We start from the raw sequence: 18,952 nt of genomic DNA, 5'->3' as shown, positions 1-18,952 counted from the left end.
CATTAATTAGATTAAGTTACTTTGATTTGATGTCAAGCCAGACTTGGGAGGAATGAGATGCTGGCGACATTCAATACAAGCTAGGCGGGCTGAACCGCATTTTCCAACGAGATCAACAAGGCGTTTTGCGGAGATCCGCAACACGCAAAGGATGTGTTTTGCCCGGCTGCCGTGGCGGCAGCCGCACCCGATATCTATGGAGGATAGAATGCGATTACTCATTCTCGGCACTGGCGGAATGGCCAATCAGCACGCCATGCGGTTCAAGGAGATCGAAGGCGTCAGCGTCGTCGGCGGTGTCGATGTCGTGCCCGAGCGACTGGCGGCTTTCTGCAGCGAACACGGTATCGCCCATCAGTTCAGCTCGCTCGAGGACGCGCTTGCCTGGGGCGAATTCGATGCGGTGGCGAATGTCACCCCCGACCGCATTCACCACCCGACGACGCTGCAGGCGATTGCCGCCGGAAAGCACGTCTTCTGCGAGAAGCCGCTGGCGACCGACGCCACCAAGGCAATGGAGATGACCGAGGCGATCGAGAAATCCGGCAAGGTCGGCATGGTGAATTTCACCTACCGCAACTCACCGGCACTGCAGAAGGGCCGGCAGATGGTGCTCGCCGGCGAGATCGGCGAAGTCAGGCATGTCGAGGCCTCGCATCTGCAGAGCTGGCTTGTCGGCCGCCACTGGGGCGACTGGAAAAGCGAGAGCAAATGGCTGTGGCGCCTTAGCAAGAAGCACGGCTCGAACGGGGCGCTCGGCGATATCGGCATCCATATCGTCGACTTCGCCTCTTATGGCTCCGGTCTCGACGTGGCGCATGTCTTTGCCCGGCTGAAGACCTTCAACAAGGCGCCGGACCACAAGATCGGCGAGTACGACCTCGACGCCAATGACAGCTTCACGATGAATGTCGATTTCACCACCGGTGCAATCGGCACCATCCAGGCAACCCGCACCGCCGCCGGCCAGATGGACCAGCTGCGCCTTCGCGTCTATGGCGAGACCGGATCGATCGAGATGATCTACGACACCGGCAAGTCGACGCTGCGCGCCTGCCTCGGCGAGGACGTCCACACCGCGACCTGGCGCGATGTTCCCTTCGATCCTGTCGAGACCAACTACCAGCGTTTCGTGCAGGCGGTTCGCGCCGGCAAGACGCAGGAGCCGTCCTTCCGGCGGGCTGCCAATATCCAGAAGGTTCTGGACAAGGCGCTCGCTTCCGACCTCAGCCATACGGACGAGGCACTGGCCTGAGATCAGGCCGAGACCGGCGGCAGCAGCGTGTTGAGGAAGGGCAGGAGTGCTGCCCCCAGCGCAACGCCGCCGCCGCTGAAGCTTGCCGGTTTCATCGGCGAGATCCAGGGTGTCAGGAAGGGGCGCTTCGAGGTATCGCGGCGCTCCACCGACAGCTGATGGATCAGCGCCTCGATGACGCCGCGCGGCAGATCGCTGCCGATCATGATGACGCTAGGCGCGACGAAACCGGCAATGCCGATGATCGGATCGAGCAGGTGGCTCGCGACATCGCGGATCCATTGCGCCAGCTCGGGCGAGGAAATGTCCTCGCCTGACAACAGCCGGGCACAGTCTCCCTTGCCGACGGCAGCGCAAAGCGAGCCGAAGCCGGCAACCTTGTTCAGCGAAACGTTATCCGGCCCGGTCCGCATCTCGCCGATCCCGCCGGCGCGGCCGTGAACGCCGGAATAGGGAACGCCGCGAACCAGAAATCCCGCCTGCACGTCGTCATCGAGTACGATCATCGCCAGGCCGCCCGCAGGCGCCGGCGTGCCGATCGTGCGCTCGGCGAGCAGGCCGGCGGTGCATTCGTTTTCCGTCTCCGGCCTTGGCAGGCCGGATAGAGCGGCGAGCTCTTCGCTCTGAGCCTCGCTCCAGATGTTTGAGGCAATGCCGACGCCGACGATCGGCAGATCGGCATGACGCTCGATCACCGATCCGATGGCCTCGCTGACCGATGCCGTGGGGGCCGCCGGATCGAGAGAGAAATAGATGCGGTCGTGGACCTGGCCGCTGAGATCGATCAGCACCGCCTCGCTGCGGCGGGCGCGCACCCGGATGCCGATCGAGTAGGCGCCCTCCGGCCGCAGCGCGAATTCCGTCGCGGTAGGCCCGCCGCCCGCGCCATTGCGCCGGTTCGAGATGACCAGTCCTTCTTCGCCAAGGCGGCGCAGGATATTGGTGATGCCGGGGCCGGTCAGGCCGGAATGCTGGCCAAGCTCCATGCGCGTCAGCGGTCCGTGACGCCGGATCGCCTCCAGGATGACGCGGATATTCCGGTCGGCGATCTCTCCGGATCGCAACCCCACCGTTTTGCCTCGCGCAACGCCCGTCTCCTGGGCCTGACGCCGCGGCCCTGATCGAAGATACCGCATGACCGACTTCCTTGAGCGCTTCACTGCTCTTTAGCCGAGAAAGTGATGAAAGTAACGCCCACCCTATCGTAAGTATCTGATTTCCTGCCGAAGAATTCCAAGTCTTTGCATGCGGGCAATTGGTGCCTTGCTTATGGCACAAGCGCCTGCGAATCCTAGATGAGGACGGCGGCCTCAAAAACGGCCGCTGCTGCGAGGAGAATGCAATGCGCAGATCGATGAACATGCTTGCCGCCGCGGCCTTGATCGCACCGATGGCCATCCCCGTTCCGGCAAGTGCCGCAAATGCGCTTGAGCGCGCCATCGGCGAAGCCCAGCCCTGCCGATCGCTGAAGGCCAAGGCATCGAGCTTCGGGGTCAGCGTCGAGATCGGGGTCGACAAGCTCGACTATGTGAAGATCGACCAGCTGCAGCTATCGGTGAACGGCAATCTTGCCGACGCCAAGGTTCGCGGCACGCTCGCCTGCAAGACCTCCGACAATGCCATGGTTCAGGGCGGCTTCTCGGCGACCGCCGATGTCAGCGTCCATGTCGATCTCGCGACCTGCAAGACCACCGAAAGCTCGATCGAGATCACCGATACCGGCGGCAATCTCGGCGACGTGGTCAAAAGCCTCAAGGACGAGATCTCCGGCGCGCTGCGCCGTGGCCTCGAACGCAACATGTCCAAGCTCTGCCAGAAGTGAAGGGCGTATCCTATGGCGGTGCGTAGCGCAGGCCTGCTCATCCATCGCGCCGCCGCCGGCGGCCCCGAAGTGCTGCTCGCCCATCCCGGCGGCCCCTTCTGGGCGCGCAAGGACGAGGGCGCCTGGTCGATCCCGAAAGGTATCCTCGAAGCAGGAGAGGGGGACCTCGAGGCGGCGATCCGTGAAACGCGCGAAGAACTTGGTGTCGTCATCGAAGGCGACTTTCGCCTGCTCGGCGAATACAGGCAGCCGGGCGGCAAGATCGTCGTCGCCTGGTCGGTCGAAACCGATCTCGATGCCGATCATATCGAGAGCATAGAATTCGAAATCGAGTGGCCACCGAAATCCGGCAAAAGGAAGCGCTTTCCCGAGGTCGACCGCGCCGGATGGTTTTCGCTTGAACAGGCGGCGGAAAAGATGCTCAAGGGACAAAGGCCAATGCTGGACGACTTCCAGAAACAGCTGGCATTGTCACCAAAACCACAGTCCCGGAGGACGCCGCATTGAGAACGATCGTCATCGAGTGGGAATCGATGAATTCAGGCGCACTCTACGTTGCCCACTTTCCTGAACCCTTCCCGATGTCCGATGCCGACTACCGGGCATTCGAGGCGGTCTTCGCCAACTGGCAGCGCCGCTACTGGGAAGGCGTCGGCGAGACAAGGGTGGAGGAAACCAAGGGACCGCAGGCGCTCGTCCGCGCGCTCCGCGGATTGGGATATGAGGTCGCGAGCCGGGGACTGTGCCGCCGGGTGTGTAGCTGTCTCGACCAATGATGACGGGGGAGGATCTGATGCTGTGTCGTCAATCCTGTCGTCTATCGCTGTTGGCGTCGCTTTGCCCCAAGAGATTGGTCAAGCGGCTGTATGCAGACTTTACAGAATGGAACTCACTTGGCTTCTCGGCTATCGTGGTCTGGCCATGGAGCGTCGTCTGACCGTTATCCTTGCCGCCGACCTAGTCGGGTTCAGTCACCTCATGGAAATCGATGAGGAGCGCACCCATGCTGCGCTTCAAACTTGCTATTCACTGATGCAGGCCGTAGTCAGCAAGCACCAGGGGCGCATTTTCGCCGTTGCTGGGGATAGCTTCCTTGCAGAGTTCGCGAGCCCGGTGGAGGCCACGAGAGCGGGTGTAGAATTCCAGCTCCAGGTCGCCGAAACTACCTTCGACCTTCCCGACGAGCTAGGACTGATGTTTCGTCTGGGGATCAACCTCGGTGATGTAATCGTCGATGGTGGTAATCTATTTGGCGATGGCGTCAACATCGCCGTAAGACTCGAGGGCCTAGCCGAACCCGGAGGGCTCTGCCTCTCCGGCAATATTTACGAACAAGTTGGGCCGAGATTGCCTCTGCAATACGAGGATATAGGGCCGCAGGTGCTCAAGAACATTGCGAGGCCGGTGCGCGCCTATCGCGTCTCCCTCCGTTCGGACGCGGCGACAAGCCTTTTGATCACGGCAACCAGTTCCTTTTCCGCCAACTGGTTGGTGCCCAGACTTCGTTCGTTCCGTTCGGCTCATCCCGAGCTGGACGTCGAACTCCGGGCTATGAGCCGTGTCGTAGACTTCAACCGCGAGCCATTTGATGTAGGAATCCGCGAAGGTAACGGGAATTGGGCAGGGCTAAAGGCATTTCCGCTAATGGCTCGAGAATTCGTGCCATTTTGCAGCCCAGGCTTCCTTGAGGCTGTTGGCGCCATAAATGAACCCAAGGACCTTTTGCGGCTCCCTCTTATTGACTGGAAGGACGACTGGTGGCGGGACTGGTTTGCGGCTGCGGGCATATTCGATCCGAAACCCGTTTTTAGCCCGAATCTCTACTGTGACACGCAGCTCGCGATCGCCCGTGCCGCAATGTCCGATCAGGGGGTGGCTCTTCTAACGCCAATGCTTTTCGAGAACGAGATTGGATCCGGTCGCCTTGTGCGGCTGTTCGAGTTAGCGGGACATCGGGGGCGCTTCTGGCTCGTCTATCCGGAGGCGCGCGAGCATTTACCTAAAATTGCCGCCTTCAGGGATTGGGTTCTGGATCAAGTTCGCGACGAAGGAGCTGAGCCGGGAGCCTGATAGCCGAGTGGCTAGAGTGGCACTCGTAATCACAACTTATCTCATCCGTCCTTGACGTGAAAACAAAGTTACTTAATCTAAGAAGCGTGGCGCGATCCGATGGAGGAGACGGATGCGCGGCGCGCTTTTTTTGCGCGTGATCCCCCGTTCTCCCCGCTGATCCGTTGCTGACATTTCCGATAGGACACGCCATGTCTCTGACCATTGCCCAACGCCTAGACAGCCTGAAGGCCCGCACCGCCGAGCTTGCGCAATGGCGCGACAGGCGCAGCGTTTCGATCGATGGCTGGACCTTCGATGGCGAGCCGATCGCCCACCGTCAGGACTGGCCGCATCGCAATGGCACGGTGCATTTCCAGGCTTCGGCAAAGGCCCCGGCCGACTGGCCGCTCGACAAGATCCGCCTGCAGCTCGATCTCGGCGGCGAGAGCCTGATCACGCTGAACTATGCGGGCGGGAAAGCCGAGACCTTCGGTCTCGATCCCTATCACCAGGAATTTCCGGTCAAGGACCGGGTGTTTTCGATCACGACGGAGAGTGTCGCGCGCTTCCCTTTCGGCGAACCGAACCGGGCGCCGCGGCTGAACAGGGCGCGGCTGATCTGGCTCGACGAGCCGGTGCACCGCTTGCATCTGCTGTTGCGGCAGATCGCCGAGGCCGCTGGTGTCCTCGGCGAGCATGAGGCGGTTCCCTATTTACTCGAAGCGGCCGAGCAGGCGCTCGCTTCGCTCGATTGGCCCTCGGATACCGCGGCCTATGTGTCGCGCACGTCGGGCGCCGTCATGCAGCAGAAGATCTGGGAGCTGCCGGAGCTGCAGGCCGACCCCGCCGGTCTCGATGACGAGCAGAGCGGTCTGGCGCAATCGGCCCATGATGCGCTGTTGGCCCGGCTGAAAAAGCTGCAGAAGCGCTTCCCGCCGAACGGTGAGCTGCTTCTGACCGGCCATGCCCATATCGATCTTGCCTGGCTCTGGCCATATCGCGAGACGCGCCGCAAGATGCGCCGGACCTTCAATACAGCACTGTCGCTGATGGAGCGTTCCGCCGATTTCCGCTTCAACCAGTCGACCGCGCATTATTACGCGCAGATGGAAGAGGACGATCCGGAACTGCTCGAGCGCATCAAGGCGAAGGTCGCGGAAGGCAAATGGGAGACGGTCGGTGGCATGTGGGTCGAGCCCGACACCAATATGCCGACAGGCGAAAGCCTGGCGCGCCAGGTGCTTTATGGCCAGCGCTATTTCGAGAAGATGTTCGGTACCCGCCACACCGTCTGCTGGCTGCCGGATTGCTTCGGCTTTTCAGGCGCCTTACCGCAGATCCTGAGGCTCGGCGGCATCGACAGCTTCTTCACGATCAAGGTCAATTGGAGCGAGACCAATCATATCCCATCCGACCTCTTCTGGTGGAAGGGGCTGGATGGCAGCCAAGTTCTGACCCACACCTTCGACAATCCGATGCATGGCTATAACGGCTTCGTGCAGCCCGATTGCTTCGTGCCGACCTGGAAGAATTTCCGCGGCAAGACGCAGCACGACACGTCGCTGCTTGCCGTCGGCTACGGCGATGGCGGCGGCGGCGTGACGCCCGAAATGGTCGAGCGCGAGGTGCAGCTGCGCGACTTCCCGGCGATCCCGCAGGCGCGATGGGGACGGGTCGAAGACTTTTACAAGCGGGCGCATCGGGCCGCGTCCGAAAAGCAGCTTCCGGTCTGGGACGGGGAAATCTATCTCGAACTGCACCGCGCGACGCTGACGACGCAGAGCGGCGTCAAGCGCAAGCATCGCCAGGCCGAGCGTGCCCTGATCACCGCCGAAACCATTGCCTCGCTCGCCCATATGCTGGGTGCGGAGAAGCCGCGCAGCCTCGAAAGCGACTGGCGCGTGGTGCTCAAGAACGAGTTCCACGATATCCTGCCGGGGTCGAGCATTCGCGAGGTCTACGCCGATGCCGAGCACGAGCTCGACGGTGTGATCGGCAATGCGCGCCAGGAACAGGCTGCGCGTCTCAATGCGCTTGCCGGCGTGTTGCCGAAGGGTGGCGTGTCCTCCGCTCTCGTTGCCGTCAATCCGTCACTGTCGCCGCGGCCGCTGAATGCGACGCTTCCCGATGGCACGGTCATCTCGTCTGCCGATATCGTCGCGCCGCTTTCCGTCGCGGTGTTCGATCGCAATGGCCTGAAGCCGGCCGGCGCCCTGAAGGCGACCAAGCAGGGGCTGGAGAACGACCATCTCGCTGTCGTCATCGGCAAGGATGGTTCGGTCACCAGCCTGGTTCACAGGGCAAGCGGCCGCGAGGCCATCGATGGTTCGGCGAACCAGCTCTGGGTCTATCCGGCCGACAAGCCGCGCAACTGGGACGCCTGGGATGTCGACGTCGACTATACGGCGAAGGCCATCCGCCTGGAGACGCCTGAGAGCATCGAGCTGGTCGAGAGCGGTCCATCGCGAGCGTCGATCCGCGTCGTCCACCGTTACCGGAACTCGCGCGTCACCAATACTTATGTGCTGACGGCCAATGGAAAGCGGCTCGATATCGAGACCGAGATCGACTGGCACGACCGCCGCACGCTGCTGCGCACGTTGAACCCCGTTGCCGTCAGCGCCCGTACGGCGACGTTCGAATGCGCCTATGGCGTTGTCGAGCGCGCGACGCATACGAACACCTCTTGGGAGCAGGCGATGTTCGAGGCGGCGGCTCACCGCTTCGTCGATATCAGCGAGCCGGGCTTCGGCGTCGCGCTGCTCAACAATGCCAAATATGGCCACAGCGCCCGCGGCAATGTCATCGGTATGAGCATCGTGCGTGCTCCGGTCTATCCCGATCCGCTCGCCGACGAGGGATCGCAGAAGTTCACCTATGCGCTGATGCCGCATGACGGGGCTTGGCATGAGGGCGGGGTGCTCGACGAGGCGCTCGACCTCAACCAGCCGCTGATGACGGCGGAGGCCAGCGGATTGGCCGTAGGCACGGTGTCTCCCGTCGCGGTTGAGGGGACTCCGGTTGCCTTCTCGGGGCTGAAGTCTGCGGAAGAAGGCGAGGGGCTTGTGCTTCGCCTCTACGAACCGGCAGGGCGCCGCGGCAAGCTTTCTCTGTCGCTGCCGTCGGGCTGGAAGGCATCCGGACCGCTGAACATTCTCGAAGAACCGATGGAGCGCAAAGGCGCGGCCGATATCATGCCCTTCGAGATCAGGACCTGGAAGCTGCAAAAGGCCTGAGAAAGAATCGCGGCGCGCTCGCTACCGCGAGCGCGTCTGCTTCAGGACGGCGGCGGTGAGATCGGCCTGGCTATAGGGTTTGACCAGCACGATGGCGCCGGCATCCGCCTCGAAGCCGGCAACCGATGAATTGCCGGTGGCGAAGATCACCGCGAGCTCAGGGTCGATCGCCCGGGCCTGCTTCGCGAGCTCAGCGCCCGAGATACCAGGTAGGCCGACATCGGTCAGCAGGATATCGAAGCTGCCGGGGCCGAGCTTCGGCAGGGCCTCCTCGGCGCTGCCCGCTTCGCTGACGGCATGGCCGGATTGCTGCAGCATTTCCGACGTATCCATGCGGATGAAGGCATCGTCCTCGACATAGAGAATGCGCAGGGCTGTCGCCTCGGCCGGTGCTTCCTGCGGCGCAGTGCGGCGTTCATGGTGGGACGCCTTGGCCATATTGCGCTGGCGCTGGTTGTTCAGCACATGGCGGATCTTGCGGGCCAGCGCATCGCGGCTATAGGGCTTCGACAGCAGATCGACGCCGGCATCCAGCCGTCCGCCATGGACGATCGAGTTTTCGGTATAGCCGGATGTGAAGAGCACGGCGATCTCAGGCAGCCGCTCCTTCGCCTTGCGCGCCAGTTCCGAGCTTTTGAGCGGGCCGGGCATGACGACATCGGTAAACAGGAGGTCGATCGCGATGCCGCTTTCGATGACGGTCAGTGCGCTCGCGGCATCCTTTGCCTTGAGAATACGGTAGCCGAGATCGGCCAGCATCTCGACGACGGTGGCCCGCACCTCCTCGTCGTCCTCGGCGACCAGGATTGTCTCCTTGCCGCCGGTCGCCGGGCCATGATCGCCCTCGGCGAGCAGGTCCTCTTCCTCAAGTGTGCGCGGCAGATACAGGCGCACGGTCGTGCCCTGGCCGATCTCGGAATAGATCTTCACGTGACCGCCGGATTGCTTGACGAAGCCATAGACCATCGACAGGCCGAGGCCTGTTCCCTTGCCTACCGGCTTGGTGGAGAAGAACGGTTCGAACACCTTGGTGATGATATCCGCCGGCATGCCGGAGCCGGTGTCGCTGACCGCCAGCATGACATACTGGCCGGGCGCCACGTCGACATGCTTGCGGGCATAGTCGTCGTCGATCGAGGCATTGCCGACCTCGATCGTCAGCTTGCCGCTGCCGTCCATCGCGTCGCGCGCATTGATCGCCAGATTGAGGATGGCGTTTTCGATCTGCACCGGATCGACGAAGGTGTTCCACAGGCCACCGGCGCGGATCGTCTCGATCTCGATGGCCTCGCCGATCGTCCGGCGCAGCATCTCGCCCATATTGGCAACGAAGCGGCCGACATTGACCACCTTGGGTTCCAGCGGCTGGCGCCGGCCGAAGGCGAGCAGCTGGCTGGCGAGTTTCGAGCCGCGGTTGACGCCGGCGAGCGCATGCTCGATGCGTTTCTGGGCGCGTTCGTTGCCGCCGACATCCTTGCTCAAGAGGTAAAGGTTGCCGGCAACGACCTGCAGCAAGTTGTTGAAATCGTGGGCGACGCCGCCGGTCAGCTGGCCGATCGCCTCCATCTTCTGCGTCTGGCGGATCAGCTCCTCGGCGTCGCGCAGCGCGGCTGCCTGTTCCTTCTCGGCGGTGACATCGCGGCCATAGGCGAAGACCATATTGCTTTCGAAGGAAAAGCGCCAGGAAACAGTGCGTTGGCCGCCGTTCTTGTGGTTGAGGCTAAGCTCCAGCCCCTGCATCTCCTCGCCCGATACAGCCTGCTTCAGCGCTGCATCGAAAAGCGGCGGATCGCCGTCGACGAGGAACTCGCAGAGACGGTGACCGGCAACTTCCTTGCGCCGGTGGCCGAGCAGATCGGACCAGGCCGGATTGATGGCGCGGACTTCGCCATCGGGACGCATGACGACGAGGATGTCGCCGGAATTGCGCCAGACGCGATCAAGTTCGGCGCTGCGTTCGGCGACCTTCTTCTCCAGCGACGAGGCGAGTTCCTGCAGTGCCTGCTCCGCCCGGCGGCGCTCGACAGCGGTGCGGGTGCGCTCGGCAAAGTCGCGGATGAAATCGAGCTCGACCTCCGGCCACTCGCGGGGCACGGCATTGTTGAGGAAGAGGACGGCGGCGATCTGGCCCTCTTCGGTCAGTGGCACGGTGACGGCGGAATGGACGCCGATGCCCTTCAGCGCATAGGAGGTCGCGGCCGTACGCGGGTCCTTGTCGACATCGGCGAAGACGACGGTTTCGTTGCGCTTGAGGTCGTCGATATAGGTGCCATATTCGCGAAAATGCAGCGTGCCCGCGATGCTCGGATTGCCTGGCACATTCCAGTCGCGCTCGATCGTCACCGTTTCGGCAATCGGATCGATCGTGCCATAGCCAGCGCGGGTGACATGCAGCGCCTTGCCGAGGATCTCGGCGGCGGCATAAGCAATTTCAGCGGGTTCGGTGGTCTGGCGAATGCAGTCTGCGAGGTCGATCAGCGCCATGCGCCGCGTCTCCTCGCTGCGCGCGTCCGTAATATCGCTGTTGACGCCGATCATGCCCAGGAATTCGCCGCGCACATCGAAGCGCGGCCGCGCGTCGGTATGCAGCAGCCGGTATTCACCGTCCGAATTGCGATATCGGGCCTCGACGCCGAAGGCCTCGCGCTTGGCGACGGCCCTGCTGACGAAGGCCATCAACGGAGCGACGTCATCAGGGTGGATCGTGGCGTTCCAGTCGAAGGCCGAAACGTCGGCTTCGCCTACGCCCCAGAACTGGCGCATCGCGGCGTTCAGATAGAGGCAGCGCATCTGTTCGTCGCTCATCCAGAGCATGACCGGCGCATTCTCGGCGACCAGCCGGAAGCGGGACTCGCTCTCGCGCGCGGCATCCTCCGCCTCTTTTCGCTCGGTCACGTCATAGCCCTGTACGAAGATGCCGGAGACGCGGGCGTCTTCGCCAAGGAGCGGCTGATAGATGAAATCGAGATAACGCTCGATGAGCTCCGCATCCGGCTTCTGCTGCAGCTTCACCAGCTGTTCGGAGCCGATATAGGGGATACCCGTCCTACGGACCTGATCGAGCAGCGCGACGAAACCCTGCTCCTCGACTTCGGGCAGTGCCTCGAGGATCGTCTTGCCGACGACATCGCGATGGCCGACGAGCTGCTGGTAGGCGGCATTGGCGATTTCGAAGCGATGCTCCGGGCCGCTCATCGTCGCGACGAAACCGGGGCCTGTTCGAACATCTTCTGCAGACGGGTCTTCTCGGCGCGCAGCTGCTGCTCTGCCTTCACCTTTGCGGTGGTCTCGACGACGATCGCCATGACGGCAACCGGCGTGCCGCTCTCGTCGCAGATCGGCGAATAATCGAGCTTCGTCCAGAGCCGCTCGGGCTCGCCGCTGCCGCCGCGATAGAGGATCAGTTCCTGATCCTCGTAGGCGAGCGTGCCGCCGGCCAGGCCGACCTTCATCACATGATCGTTGAAATCGGCGACCTCCGGCCAGCCCTCGCGCACCTTCGAGCCGAAAAGCTCCGGGTGACGGCGTCCGGCAAAAGCCGAATAGGCGTCGTTGTAGATCATCACGCCATCCTCGTTCCAGAGGGTGACGATCGGCACCGGGGAATGGAGGATGAGGCTGCAAACGCTTTTCAGGGTCGGCGACCACTCGCCGATCGGGCCGAGCGAGGTCTTGGACCAATCGAAATTGGCAATGATGTCAGCGGCCTCGCTTCCCTTTTTCAGAAAGGAATGCCCGCTCATGCTGTTTTGATGCATCTCGACCGACCCGGGTTTCCTCTCGGAAACTGTCCATGAACACGCCAATAAGTATAGGGCGAATGCAAACCGGCAAGGGGCTGAAAAAGATAGGCGGTAAAACCGGTTAACGTCCGTTCTTAAGCCTTGTGGATCGGGTCGATCCAGGCGACCTGTTCGGGCTTTTCGACCGGCTCGATATCGAGATTGACGACGACGGGCTCCTGGCCGGAGCGCACCAGCACGCATTCCAGCGTCTCGTCGCGGCTGGCATTGATTTCTTGGTGCGGCACGAAGGGCGGCACATAGATGAAATCGCCGGGTCCTGCTTCGGCGACGAATTCCAGGTGCTCGCCCCAGCGCATGCGCGCCTTGCCCTTGACCACGTAGATGATGCTTTCGAGATCGCCGTGATGATGGGCGCCGGTCTTGGCATTGGCGTGGATCACGACCGTGCCTGCCCAGATCTTCTCGGCGCCGGCGCGGGCATTGTTGATCGCGGTGGCGCGGTTCATGCCCGGGGTTTGCGCCGTGTTCGGATCGAGTGAATTGCCGGGAATGACTTTGACGCCGTGCTCGCGCCAGTCGACAGGGCCGTCATCATGGTGATGGGGGTGGTCGTGGTGGTCATGGCTCATTGGTGGTCCTCCGTTGCGCCGATTGTGCCCGCCGTTCAGCCGTCCAGGCAAGAGCGGAAATGCGCCATGGAGTTTGACGGCCTGGGCTGCTATCCCATCGGCAGCAATGATGAAAACCACGAGTGCGATGCAATGAGCCACATTCCCCAGATCGACTACGAAACGGCCTCGGCGGAGATCCGCGAGGCGCATGACGAGGAGGTCAAGGTTCGCGGCCGAATGACCAACATGAAGCGCACGCTGCTGCATTCTCCTGCCGCCCACCGCATCTATGCCGAATGGTTCACGCTGCGCGCCGAGCTCAACCCCGCCGTCAACGACCGGGAGATCTGGATCTTCTCGCATGCGATCTCGAAAGCCAGCAAATCGAAGATCGCCATCACCTTCTTCCGCCGGGCGCTGATCAATGCCGGGTTCGACCCCGATGCGCTGACGCTGTCTGATAACGAGCAGCTGCTCGCCCGCTTCGGAACCGCGATCGTCGCCGATTCAAATGCCATCCCCGCCGAGATCTGGGAGGCGCTGAAGGCGCGCTATCCGGCCAAGGTTCTGGTCGATCTCGTTGCCTTCGCCGGGATCATGCTGGCAACCGCTGTCTTCAACAATGTTGTCGACGTCGATTTCGATCCGGAGCTCGAGGCTTTTGCCGAGCACAGCTGACTGCCGTTACGTCAGGTTGAGAAGCGCTCGTTATCATTTCTGTGCAAATCCGACCGGCATCCCCAAAAAGCGGGATATCGCCGGCTCTTGAATGGTAAGATAACCCGCCCTGGTTGAGCGGCGATTCGGTATCCAACGCCGCTCCCAAAGGGGAGTGAGCATGATGTCAGATGTGATCGCACAGATCGCCCGCGCGGCGGCAGAGCTTGAGGCCGAGCTTCGAGCGTTGCTGCAACTCGAGCAGGATGCGCCGCCATCCCTCCGAGACGATCTCGATGTTCTTCCGTGCCTTCTCGTCGAGCGCTTTCCGCAATTGTGCGATGAGCGTGCCGAGCTTCGCGGCCTGCTGAAAATCGGCCGGGCGGCCAGCCGCTCCGAACATCTCTCTCCAGCCGTTGCCGCCGCTGCGCTGGCGATGGTGGCGGAGTTCCGGGCGATCATCGCAAGGCTTAGCGCAAGGCCGGTGGTGATCGGCGTCTGATCCCATCTCAGCCGCTTTACGGCGAGCGGGAGCTCGCCTAGTTCTGTCGTGACGCGTGACAGCAACGGATAGAGCGGCATGCCCCATGACACGACTTCCTCCCGCGGCGGCCTGACGCCGCTCGCTTCGATCGACGCTTTCTGCCGCAAGGTTTTCCTCGCAGCCGGGACCGACGAGCCGACCGCCGATGCCGCGACGCGGGCGATGATGCACGGCACCCGCCATGGCATCGATAGCCACGGCGTCCGTCTCCTCGGCCATTACGTGAAGGGGCTGACCGAGGGCCGCCTCAATCCGCGTCCGCAGATCGCCGTCGCCAGCAACCTCGGCGCCATCGCTTCGCTCGATGCCGATAATGCCCATGGGGCGCTCGCGACCTATACGGCGATGGCGCATGCCTCGCGTCTGGCCGTCGATTTCGGCATCGGCGCCGTCGCGGTGCGCAATTCTTCGCATTTCGGACCGGCCGGAGCCTATGCGATGACGGCGGCCGGTCATGGCCTTATCGGCTTCGCCTTCTGCAATTCCGACAGCTTCGTTCGCCTGCATGACGGGGCGATGCGCTTCCACGGAACCAACCCGATCGCCTGCGCCGTACCCGTCAGGGGCAGCGATCCCTGGCTGTTCGACATGGCGACCAGCGCCGTGCCCTATAATCGGGTGCAGCTCTACCGCAGCCTCGGCCGCGAACTGCCGGCCGGCGTCGCCTCCGACGAGCGCGGCTATGACACCCGCGACCCTGATATTGCCGACATGCTGGCGCCGCTCGGCGGTGAATTCGGCTTCAAGGGTGCCGGTCTCGCCGGCATCTCCGAAATCCTCAGCGCCGTGCTGACGGGCATGAAGCTCAGCTTCGACATCGCGCCGATGCCCGGTCCGGATTTTTCGACGCCGCGCGGCCTCGGCGCCTTCGTCATCGCGCTCAACCCTGAGGCCTTTCTCGATCTCGAGACCTTCGACGCGGGAATGAAGTGCTACGTCGAGACGCTCAGGAATTCGCCCGCGCGCGACGGATTCAAGGTCATGGCGCCGGGTGACCGGGAATGGGCCGTTGCCAGGGAACGGGCCGAACGCGGTGTCGAGCTCGATCCGGCAACCGCTGACAGTTTCCGCACGCTTTCCACACAATACGGTGTGGACTTCCCGGCCTGATTTCATGCGGCGCATTGACGCACAACCGCCCCGATGTTACGCATGAGTCAATTGGTCAGGCCAGTTGACCAGTTGTGCGCTTGAGGAGAAGCGCGCCGGGGAGGCCACATGTTTTCGGCTGTTGAATCACGCCGCCTCTACAGGCAGGTGGCGGACCAGATTCGTTTGATGATAACCAGCGGCGAGCTCGCCGTCGGGCAACGCTTGCCGGCCGAGCGCGACCTCGCCGAGCAGCTGTCCGTCTCGCGCCCGACGGTGCGCGAGGCCCTGATCGTTCTTGAGGTCGAAGGCCTCGTCAACATCCGCATGGGCTCCGGCATCTATGTCGTGCGCCAGCACAGCGTCGCGGCAACGCCCGCCGAGCCGGAGCCGGTCGAAGGCCCGTTCGAGCTGCTGCAGGCCCGCGCCGTCATCGAATGCGCCATTGCCGAAGAGGCGGCGAAGGCCGCGACCCCAGCCGATATCGCAGCGCTCGACGATGCCTTGAACAGCATGCGTGGCCTGGTCGGCGACCCCAGTGCCGTGATCGCCGCCGACCGCGCCTTCCATACCGGCATTGCCGCGATCGTCCGCAATGCGGCGCTGATCCGCGTCACCGGCGAAATGTTCGACATGCGCATGACGCCTTATTTCGAAAAGCTCGCGAGCCATTTCGAGGGGCCGGCCACCTGGCTCAGCGCCCTTGAGGAGCATCAGGCCATTCGCGACGCGATCGCCGCCGGCGATCCTGATGCCGCGAAGGCGGCGATGCGGGCGCATCTTGCCATGTCGCAGAAGAGATTTTCCGAAAGCTTCGGGAGGAGTTTCCGGGAGAGGAGGGGCGCGGCCATCCGGCCGGTCCGAAGAAAGGAAATGCAGTCACTTAAACCAGAGCTCGGGAGGAGAGAGCGATGAAGATGAAATTGGCAACAATCCTTTGCACCGCGGCGGCGATCATGGCGTCGACGGCAATTGCGCATGCGCAGACGGTCCTGAAATGGGCCCATGTTTACGAGACTTCGGAACCCTTCCATACGGAATCGGTCTGGGCCGCAGGCGAGATCAACAAGCGCACCAACGGCCGCTACAAGATCGATGTCTTCCCGGCCTCGCAGCTCGGCAAGGAAGCCGATATCAACCAGGGCCTGAAGCTCGGCACCGTCGATATCATCATCTCCGGCTCGAGCTTTGCCGCCCGCGACTACAAGCCGATCGGCGTCACCTATTTCCCCTATATCTTCCGCAGCCCGGAACACCTGATCGCCTACACCAAGAGCGACGTCTTCAAGCGCCTTGCCAAGGGTTATGAAGACAAGACCGGCAATCACATCGCCGCCGTCAGCTACTACGGCACCCGCCACACGACCTCCAACAAGCCGATCGCCAAATGCGCCGATATGGCCGGGTTGAAGATCCGCGTGCCTGACGTGCCGGCCTATCTCGCCATGCCGCGCGCCTGCGGCGCCAATACGACGCCGATCGCCTTCGCGGAAGTCTATCTTGCCCTGCAGAATGGCACGGTCGAAGCGCAGGAAAACCCGCTGACGACGATCGAGGCGAAGAAGTTCTACGAGGTGCAGAAGAACATCATCCTGACCGGCCACATCGTCGACCATCTCAACACGGTGATCTCGAAGACGCTGTGGGCGAGCCTCTCCGACGAGGACAAGAAGATCTTCGGTGACGTCATGCAGGAAGCTGCCGAGCGCACCACCAAGACGATCGAAGGCAAGGAAAACAGCCTTATCGCCACATTCAAGGAAAAGGGCCTGAATGTCGCCGAGATCGACAAGGCCGACTTCGAGAAGACCGTCATGGAGAAGGTGAAGTTCGAGGACTTCGGCTACGAAAAGGCCGATTGGGAAGCGATCCGCGCGATTCAGTAAAGCCCGCGGTGCGGCGCCTTCGGGCGCCGCGCTCATCCTTTCCGCAGGGGACCAACGCCGCCCATGACGCAAGAAATCCATACGCCGGTGACCGCCGAAGAGATCGGTCACGAATTCGAAGGCCATGCGCCGACCGCCAATATCTCCGATTATGCGATCGAGGACTGGATCACGCTGATCATCTTCTGGCTGATGGCGGGCTGCGTCTTCCTGCAGTTCTTCACCCGCTATGTGCTGAACGACAGCTACGCCTGGACCGAAGAAATCGCCATCAACTGCCTGATCGGCGTCGTCTTTCTCGGGGCCGTCATGTGCGTGCGCACGTCGCGGCACATCCAGGTCGATGTCTTCTATCACTATATGCCGGCCGGCCTAGCGCGCGTGCTCGCCACCTTCGTCGATATCGTTCGCATCGGCTTCCTGGCCTATGGCTGCTACCTGATGTGGCGCTATGTCGGCATCGTCGCCGACGAGCAGATGGTCACCATCGATCTGCCCCGCAACATCGTCTTCTACAGCGTGCTGATCGCCTTCGTGCTGATGCTGATCCGCGCCGTCATCGTCTTCATCGCCAATATGCGCCGCGGTTACTCGGTTCTCGAGCGCCCCGAAGAATTCCAGACTGTCGAGGGTTGATCCAATGCTGCTGCTTCTTGGCTCGTTTCTGCTGCTGATGGTGATCGGCGTTCCCGTCGCCATCTCGATGGCCGTCGCATCGGTTCTCTACATCGTTCTCTACGGCGTCGCCCCCGATATCATCGTCGCCCAGCGCATGATCGCCGGCGTCGAGAGTTTTCCGCTGCTTGCGGTTCCCTTTTTCATCCTTGCCGGCAACCTGATGAACTCGGCAGGTGTCACCGGCCGCATCTATTCTTTCGCGGTCGCGCTCGTCGGCTGGATGAAGGGCGGTCTGGCGCAGGTCAATATCATCGGCTCGGTGATCTTCTCCGGCATGTCCGGCACGGCGCTCGCCGATGCCGCCGGCATCGGCACCATCGAGATCAAGGCGATGAAGGATCACGGCTATCCGGTTGAAGCCGCCGTCGGCGTTACCGCGGCGTCAGCGACGCTCGGCCCGATCTTCCCGCCGTCTCTGCCCTTCGTCATCTACGGCATGATGGCCAATGTCTCGATCGGCGCGCTGTTCATGGCCGGCATCCTGCCCGGCATCGTCATGACACTGTTGATGATGGTGACGGTCGCCGCTTTCGCCTACCGCAAGCGCTGGGGCGCGGATGCGCCCTTCGACGTCAAGCAGCTGGTTTCGGCGGGCATGGAAATCGTCGTCGTACTGCTGGTGCCGCTGTCGATATATCTGATGATGCTTGCCGGCCTTTCGATGAATGCCGCAGCCGGTATTGCCCTGTTGGTACTTCTCGGCCTCGACTGGTATTTCGGCTTCTCCGCCGTCATGGCGCTGATGACGCCGGTCATCCTGATCGGCGGCATGACGATGGGCTGGTTCACACCGACTGAGGCAGCCGTCGCCGCCGTTCTCTGGTCGCTGTTCCTCGGTCTGGTGCGCTACCGGACGATGACCTTCTCGACGCTAGCCAAGGCAAGCTTCGATACGATCGAGACGACCGCTTCGGTTCTCTTCATCGTCACGGCGGCCTCGGTCTTCGCGTGGTTGCTGACGGTCAGCCAGGCGGCCCAGCTACTCTCGGATGCGATCCTGTCGATCACCGACAATAAATGGGTCTTTCTGATCCTGGTAAATCTGCTGATGCTGTTCGTCGGCTGCTTCCTTGATACGATCGCGGCGATCACCATTCTCGTGCCGATCCTGCTGCCGATCGTCGCCAAGTTCGGCATCGATCCGGTTCAGTTCGGCCTGATCATGACGCTCAATCTGATGATCGGGCTGCTGCATCCGCCGCTGGGCATGGTGCTTTTCGTGCTGTCGCGGGTCGCCAAACTGTCGGTCGAGCGCACGACAATCGCCATTCTGCCCTGGCTGGTGCCGCTCTTCGTCGCATTGATCTTGATCACCTTTGTCCCTTCCATATCTCTCTGGCTGCCGCAGCAGCTCGGTTTGCTACGGTAGGAGGAAC

The 18,952-nt window shown here is 62.4% G+C and carries 16 protein-coding genes and 1 pseudogene; 13 read left to right on the top strand and 4 right to left on the bottom strand.

Translation table 11 applies throughout. From position 1 onward, the window contains the following. Window positions 1-208: 208 nt before the first annotated feature. Window positions 209-1,255, top strand: coding sequence for a Gfo/Idh/MocA family oxidoreductase (locus F2982_RS22660; RefSeq protein ID WP_203430980.1), 1,047 nt, complete (start codon window positions 209-211; stop codon window positions 1,253-1,255). Between the two features lie 2 nt (window positions 1,256-1,257). Here the strand turns inward: F2982_RS22660 and F2982_RS22655 are convergent, their stop codons facing one another. Continuing rightward, complete coding sequence (locus tag F2982_RS22655) at window positions 1,258-2,391, bottom strand: ROK family transcriptional regulator (RefSeq protein ID WP_203430979.1); 1,134 nt, start codon at window positions 2,389-2,391, stop codon at window positions 1,258-1,260. Window positions 2,392-2,615: 224 nt separating this feature from the next. Here F2982_RS22655 and F2982_RS22650 point away from each other — a divergent pair, with 224 nt between their 5' ends. From F2982_RS22650 to F2982_RS22630, 5 genes are all read left to right on the top strand, one after another. Then, window positions 2,616-3,077: a hypothetical protein gene (locus F2982_RS22650; protein ID WP_246777652.1), complete on the top strand. Its 462-nt coding sequence runs from the start codon at window positions 2,616-2,618 to the stop codon at window positions 3,075-3,077. Between the two features lie 12 nt (window positions 3,078-3,089). Further along, window positions 3,090-3,584, top strand: a complete 495-nt coding sequence (locus tag F2982_RS22645) for an NUDIX domain-containing protein (RefSeq protein ID WP_203430977.1) — start codon at window positions 3,090-3,092, stop codon at window positions 3,582-3,584. Beyond that, a complete protein-coding gene (locus F2982_RS22640) occupies window positions 3,581-3,853 on the top strand; it encodes a hypothetical protein (protein WP_203430976.1) in 273 nt (90 codons plus the stop codon). Before F2982_RS22645 ends, F2982_RS22640 begins: the two co-directional genes overlap by 4 nt. A 106-nt stretch (window positions 3,854-3,959) precedes the next feature. After that, window positions 3,960-5,147, top strand: coding sequence for a LysR substrate-binding domain-containing protein (locus F2982_RS22635; RefSeq protein WP_203430975.1), 1,188 nt, complete (start codon window positions 3,960-3,962; stop codon window positions 5,145-5,147). A gap of 191 nt (window positions 5,148-5,338) precedes the next feature. After that, on the top strand, window positions 5,339-8,365 hold the full coding sequence (locus F2982_RS22630) for a glycoside hydrolase family 38 C-terminal domain-containing protein (protein ID WP_203430974.1): 3,027 nt from the start codon (window positions 5,339-5,341) through the stop codon (window positions 8,363-8,365). Window positions 8,366-8,386: 21 nt separating this feature from the next. On the opposite strand, the gene F2982_RS22625 is transcribed toward F2982_RS22630, so the two are convergent. From F2982_RS22625 to F2982_RS22615, 3 genes are all read right to left on the bottom strand, one after another. Beyond that, window positions 8,387-11,560, bottom strand: coding sequence for a PAS domain-containing protein (locus F2982_RS22625; RefSeq protein WP_246777639.1), 3,174 nt, complete (start codon window positions 11,558-11,560; stop codon window positions 8,387-8,389). After that, window positions 11,557-12,108 carry a PAS domain-containing protein gene (locus F2982_RS22620; protein WP_203430973.1) on the bottom strand — a complete coding sequence of 184 codons (552 nt, stop codon included), beginning with the start codon at window positions 12,106-12,108 and terminating at the stop codon, window positions 11,557-11,559. The genes F2982_RS22625 and F2982_RS22620 overlap by 4 nt, the downstream gene beginning before the upstream one ends. Window positions 12,109-12,242: 134 nt before the next feature. Next, window positions 12,243-12,740 (bottom strand): cupin domain-containing protein, encoded by a 498-nt coding sequence (locus F2982_RS22615; RefSeq protein ID WP_203430972.1) that lies wholly within the window; start codon window positions 12,738-12,740, stop codon window positions 12,243-12,245. A gap of 132 nt (window positions 12,741-12,872) precedes the next feature. On the opposite strand from F2982_RS22615, the gene F2982_RS22610 reads away from it, so the two are divergent. The 7 genes and pseudogenes from F2982_RS22610 to F2982_RS22580 all read left to right on the top strand — a co-directional run bounded on the left by F2982_RS22610 (window position 12,873) and on the right by F2982_RS22580 (window position 18,945). Next, complete coding sequence (locus F2982_RS22610) at window positions 12,873-13,400, top strand: hypothetical protein (protein WP_203430971.1); 528 nt, start codon at window positions 12,873-12,875, stop codon at window positions 13,398-13,400. A 160-nt stretch (window positions 13,401-13,560) separates the two neighbouring features. After that, window positions 13,561-13,881, top strand: coding sequence for a hypothetical protein (locus tag F2982_RS22605; protein WP_199625306.1), 321 nt, complete (start codon window positions 13,561-13,563; stop codon window positions 13,879-13,881). A 78-nt stretch (window positions 13,882-13,959) separates the two neighbouring features. Continuing rightward, window positions 13,960-15,033 (top strand): Ldh family oxidoreductase, encoded by a 1,074-nt coding sequence (locus F2982_RS22600; RefSeq protein ID WP_203430970.1) that lies wholly within the window; start codon window positions 13,960-13,962, stop codon window positions 15,031-15,033. Between the two features lie 108 nt (window positions 15,034-15,141). Then, window positions 15,142-15,899: pseudogene (locus F2982_RS22595) on the top strand (FadR/GntR family transcriptional regulator). Between the two features lie 24 nt (window positions 15,900-15,923). Further along, window positions 15,924-16,898, top strand: a complete 975-nt coding sequence (locus F2982_RS22590) for a sialic acid TRAP transporter substrate-binding protein SiaP (RefSeq protein ID WP_130283782.1) — start codon at window positions 15,924-15,926, stop codon at window positions 16,896-16,898. A gap of 63 nt (window positions 16,899-16,961) precedes the next feature. Beyond that, complete coding sequence (locus F2982_RS22585) at window positions 16,962-17,534, top strand: TRAP transporter small permease (protein WP_112712026.1); 573 nt, start codon at window positions 16,962-16,964, stop codon at window positions 17,532-17,534. Between the two features lie 4 nt (window positions 17,535-17,538). Beyond that, window positions 17,539-18,945 (top strand): TRAP transporter large permease, encoded by a 1,407-nt coding sequence (locus F2982_RS22580; RefSeq protein WP_112712024.1) that lies wholly within the window; start codon window positions 17,539-17,541, stop codon window positions 18,943-18,945. Window positions 18,946-18,952: the final 7 nt, after the last annotated feature.

The sequence above is a fragment of the Rhizobium sp. BG4 genome (genome assembly GCF_016864575.1).
Classification (GTDB): Bacteria; Pseudomonadota; Alphaproteobacteria; order Rhizobiales; family Rhizobiaceae; genus Rhizobium.
This window is presented reverse-complemented; position numbering and strand designations above follow the sequence as displayed.

Excerpts from the sequence above, each read along its gene's own strand:
- F2982_RS22585 (WP_112712026.1), top strand. The coding sequence starts at position 16,962 with ATGACGCAAGAAATCCATACGCCGGTGACCGCCGAAGAGATCGGTCAC.
- F2982_RS22590 (WP_130283782.1), top strand. The coding sequence starts at position 15,924 with ATGAAGATGAAATTGGCAACAATCCTTTGCACCGCGGCGGCGATCATG.
- F2982_RS22610 (WP_203430971.1), top strand. The coding sequence starts at position 12,873 with ATGAGCCACATTCCCCAGATCGACTACGAAACGGCCTCGGCGGAGATC.
- F2982_RS22650 (WP_246777652.1), top strand. The coding sequence starts at position 2,616 with ATGCTTGCCGCCGCGGCCTTGATCGCACCGATGGCCATCCCCGTTCCG.
- F2982_RS22620 (WP_203430973.1), bottom strand. The coding sequence starts at position 12,108 with ATGAGCGGGCATTCCTTTCTGAAAAAGGGAAGCGAGGCCGCTGACATC.
- F2982_RS22615 (WP_203430972.1), bottom strand. The coding sequence starts at position 12,740 with ATGAGCCATGACCACCACGACCACCCCCATCACCATGATGACGGCCCT.
- F2982_RS22635 (WP_203430975.1), top strand. The coding sequence starts at position 3,960 with ATGGAACTCACTTGGCTTCTCGGCTATCGTGGTCTGGCCATGGAGCGT.
- F2982_RS22645 (WP_203430977.1), top strand. The coding sequence starts at position 3,090 with ATGGCGGTGCGTAGCGCAGGCCTGCTCATCCATCGCGCCGCCGCCGGC.
- F2982_RS22600 (WP_203430970.1), top strand. The coding sequence starts at position 13,960 with ATGCCCCATGACACGACTTCCTCCCGCGGCGGCCTGACGCCGCTCGCT.
- F2982_RS22625 (WP_246777639.1), bottom strand. The coding sequence starts at position 11,560 with ATGAGCGGCCCGGAGCATCGCTTCGAAATCGCCAATGCCGCCTACCAG.
- F2982_RS22660 (WP_203430980.1), top strand. The coding sequence starts at position 209 with ATGCGATTACTCATTCTCGGCACTGGCGGAATGGCCAATCAGCACGCC.
- F2982_RS22605 (WP_199625306.1), top strand. The coding sequence starts at position 13,561 with ATGATGTCAGATGTGATCGCACAGATCGCCCGCGCGGCGGCAGAGCTT.
- F2982_RS22630 (WP_203430974.1), top strand. The coding sequence starts at position 5,339 with ATGTCTCTGACCATTGCCCAACGCCTAGACAGCCTGAAGGCCCGCACC.
- F2982_RS22655 (WP_203430979.1), bottom strand. The coding sequence starts at position 2,391 with ATGCGGTATCTTCGATCAGGGCCGCGGCGTCAGGCCCAGGAGACGGGC.
- F2982_RS22580 (WP_112712024.1), top strand. The coding sequence starts at position 17,539 with ATGCTGCTGCTTCTTGGCTCGTTTCTGCTGCTGATGGTGATCGGCGTT.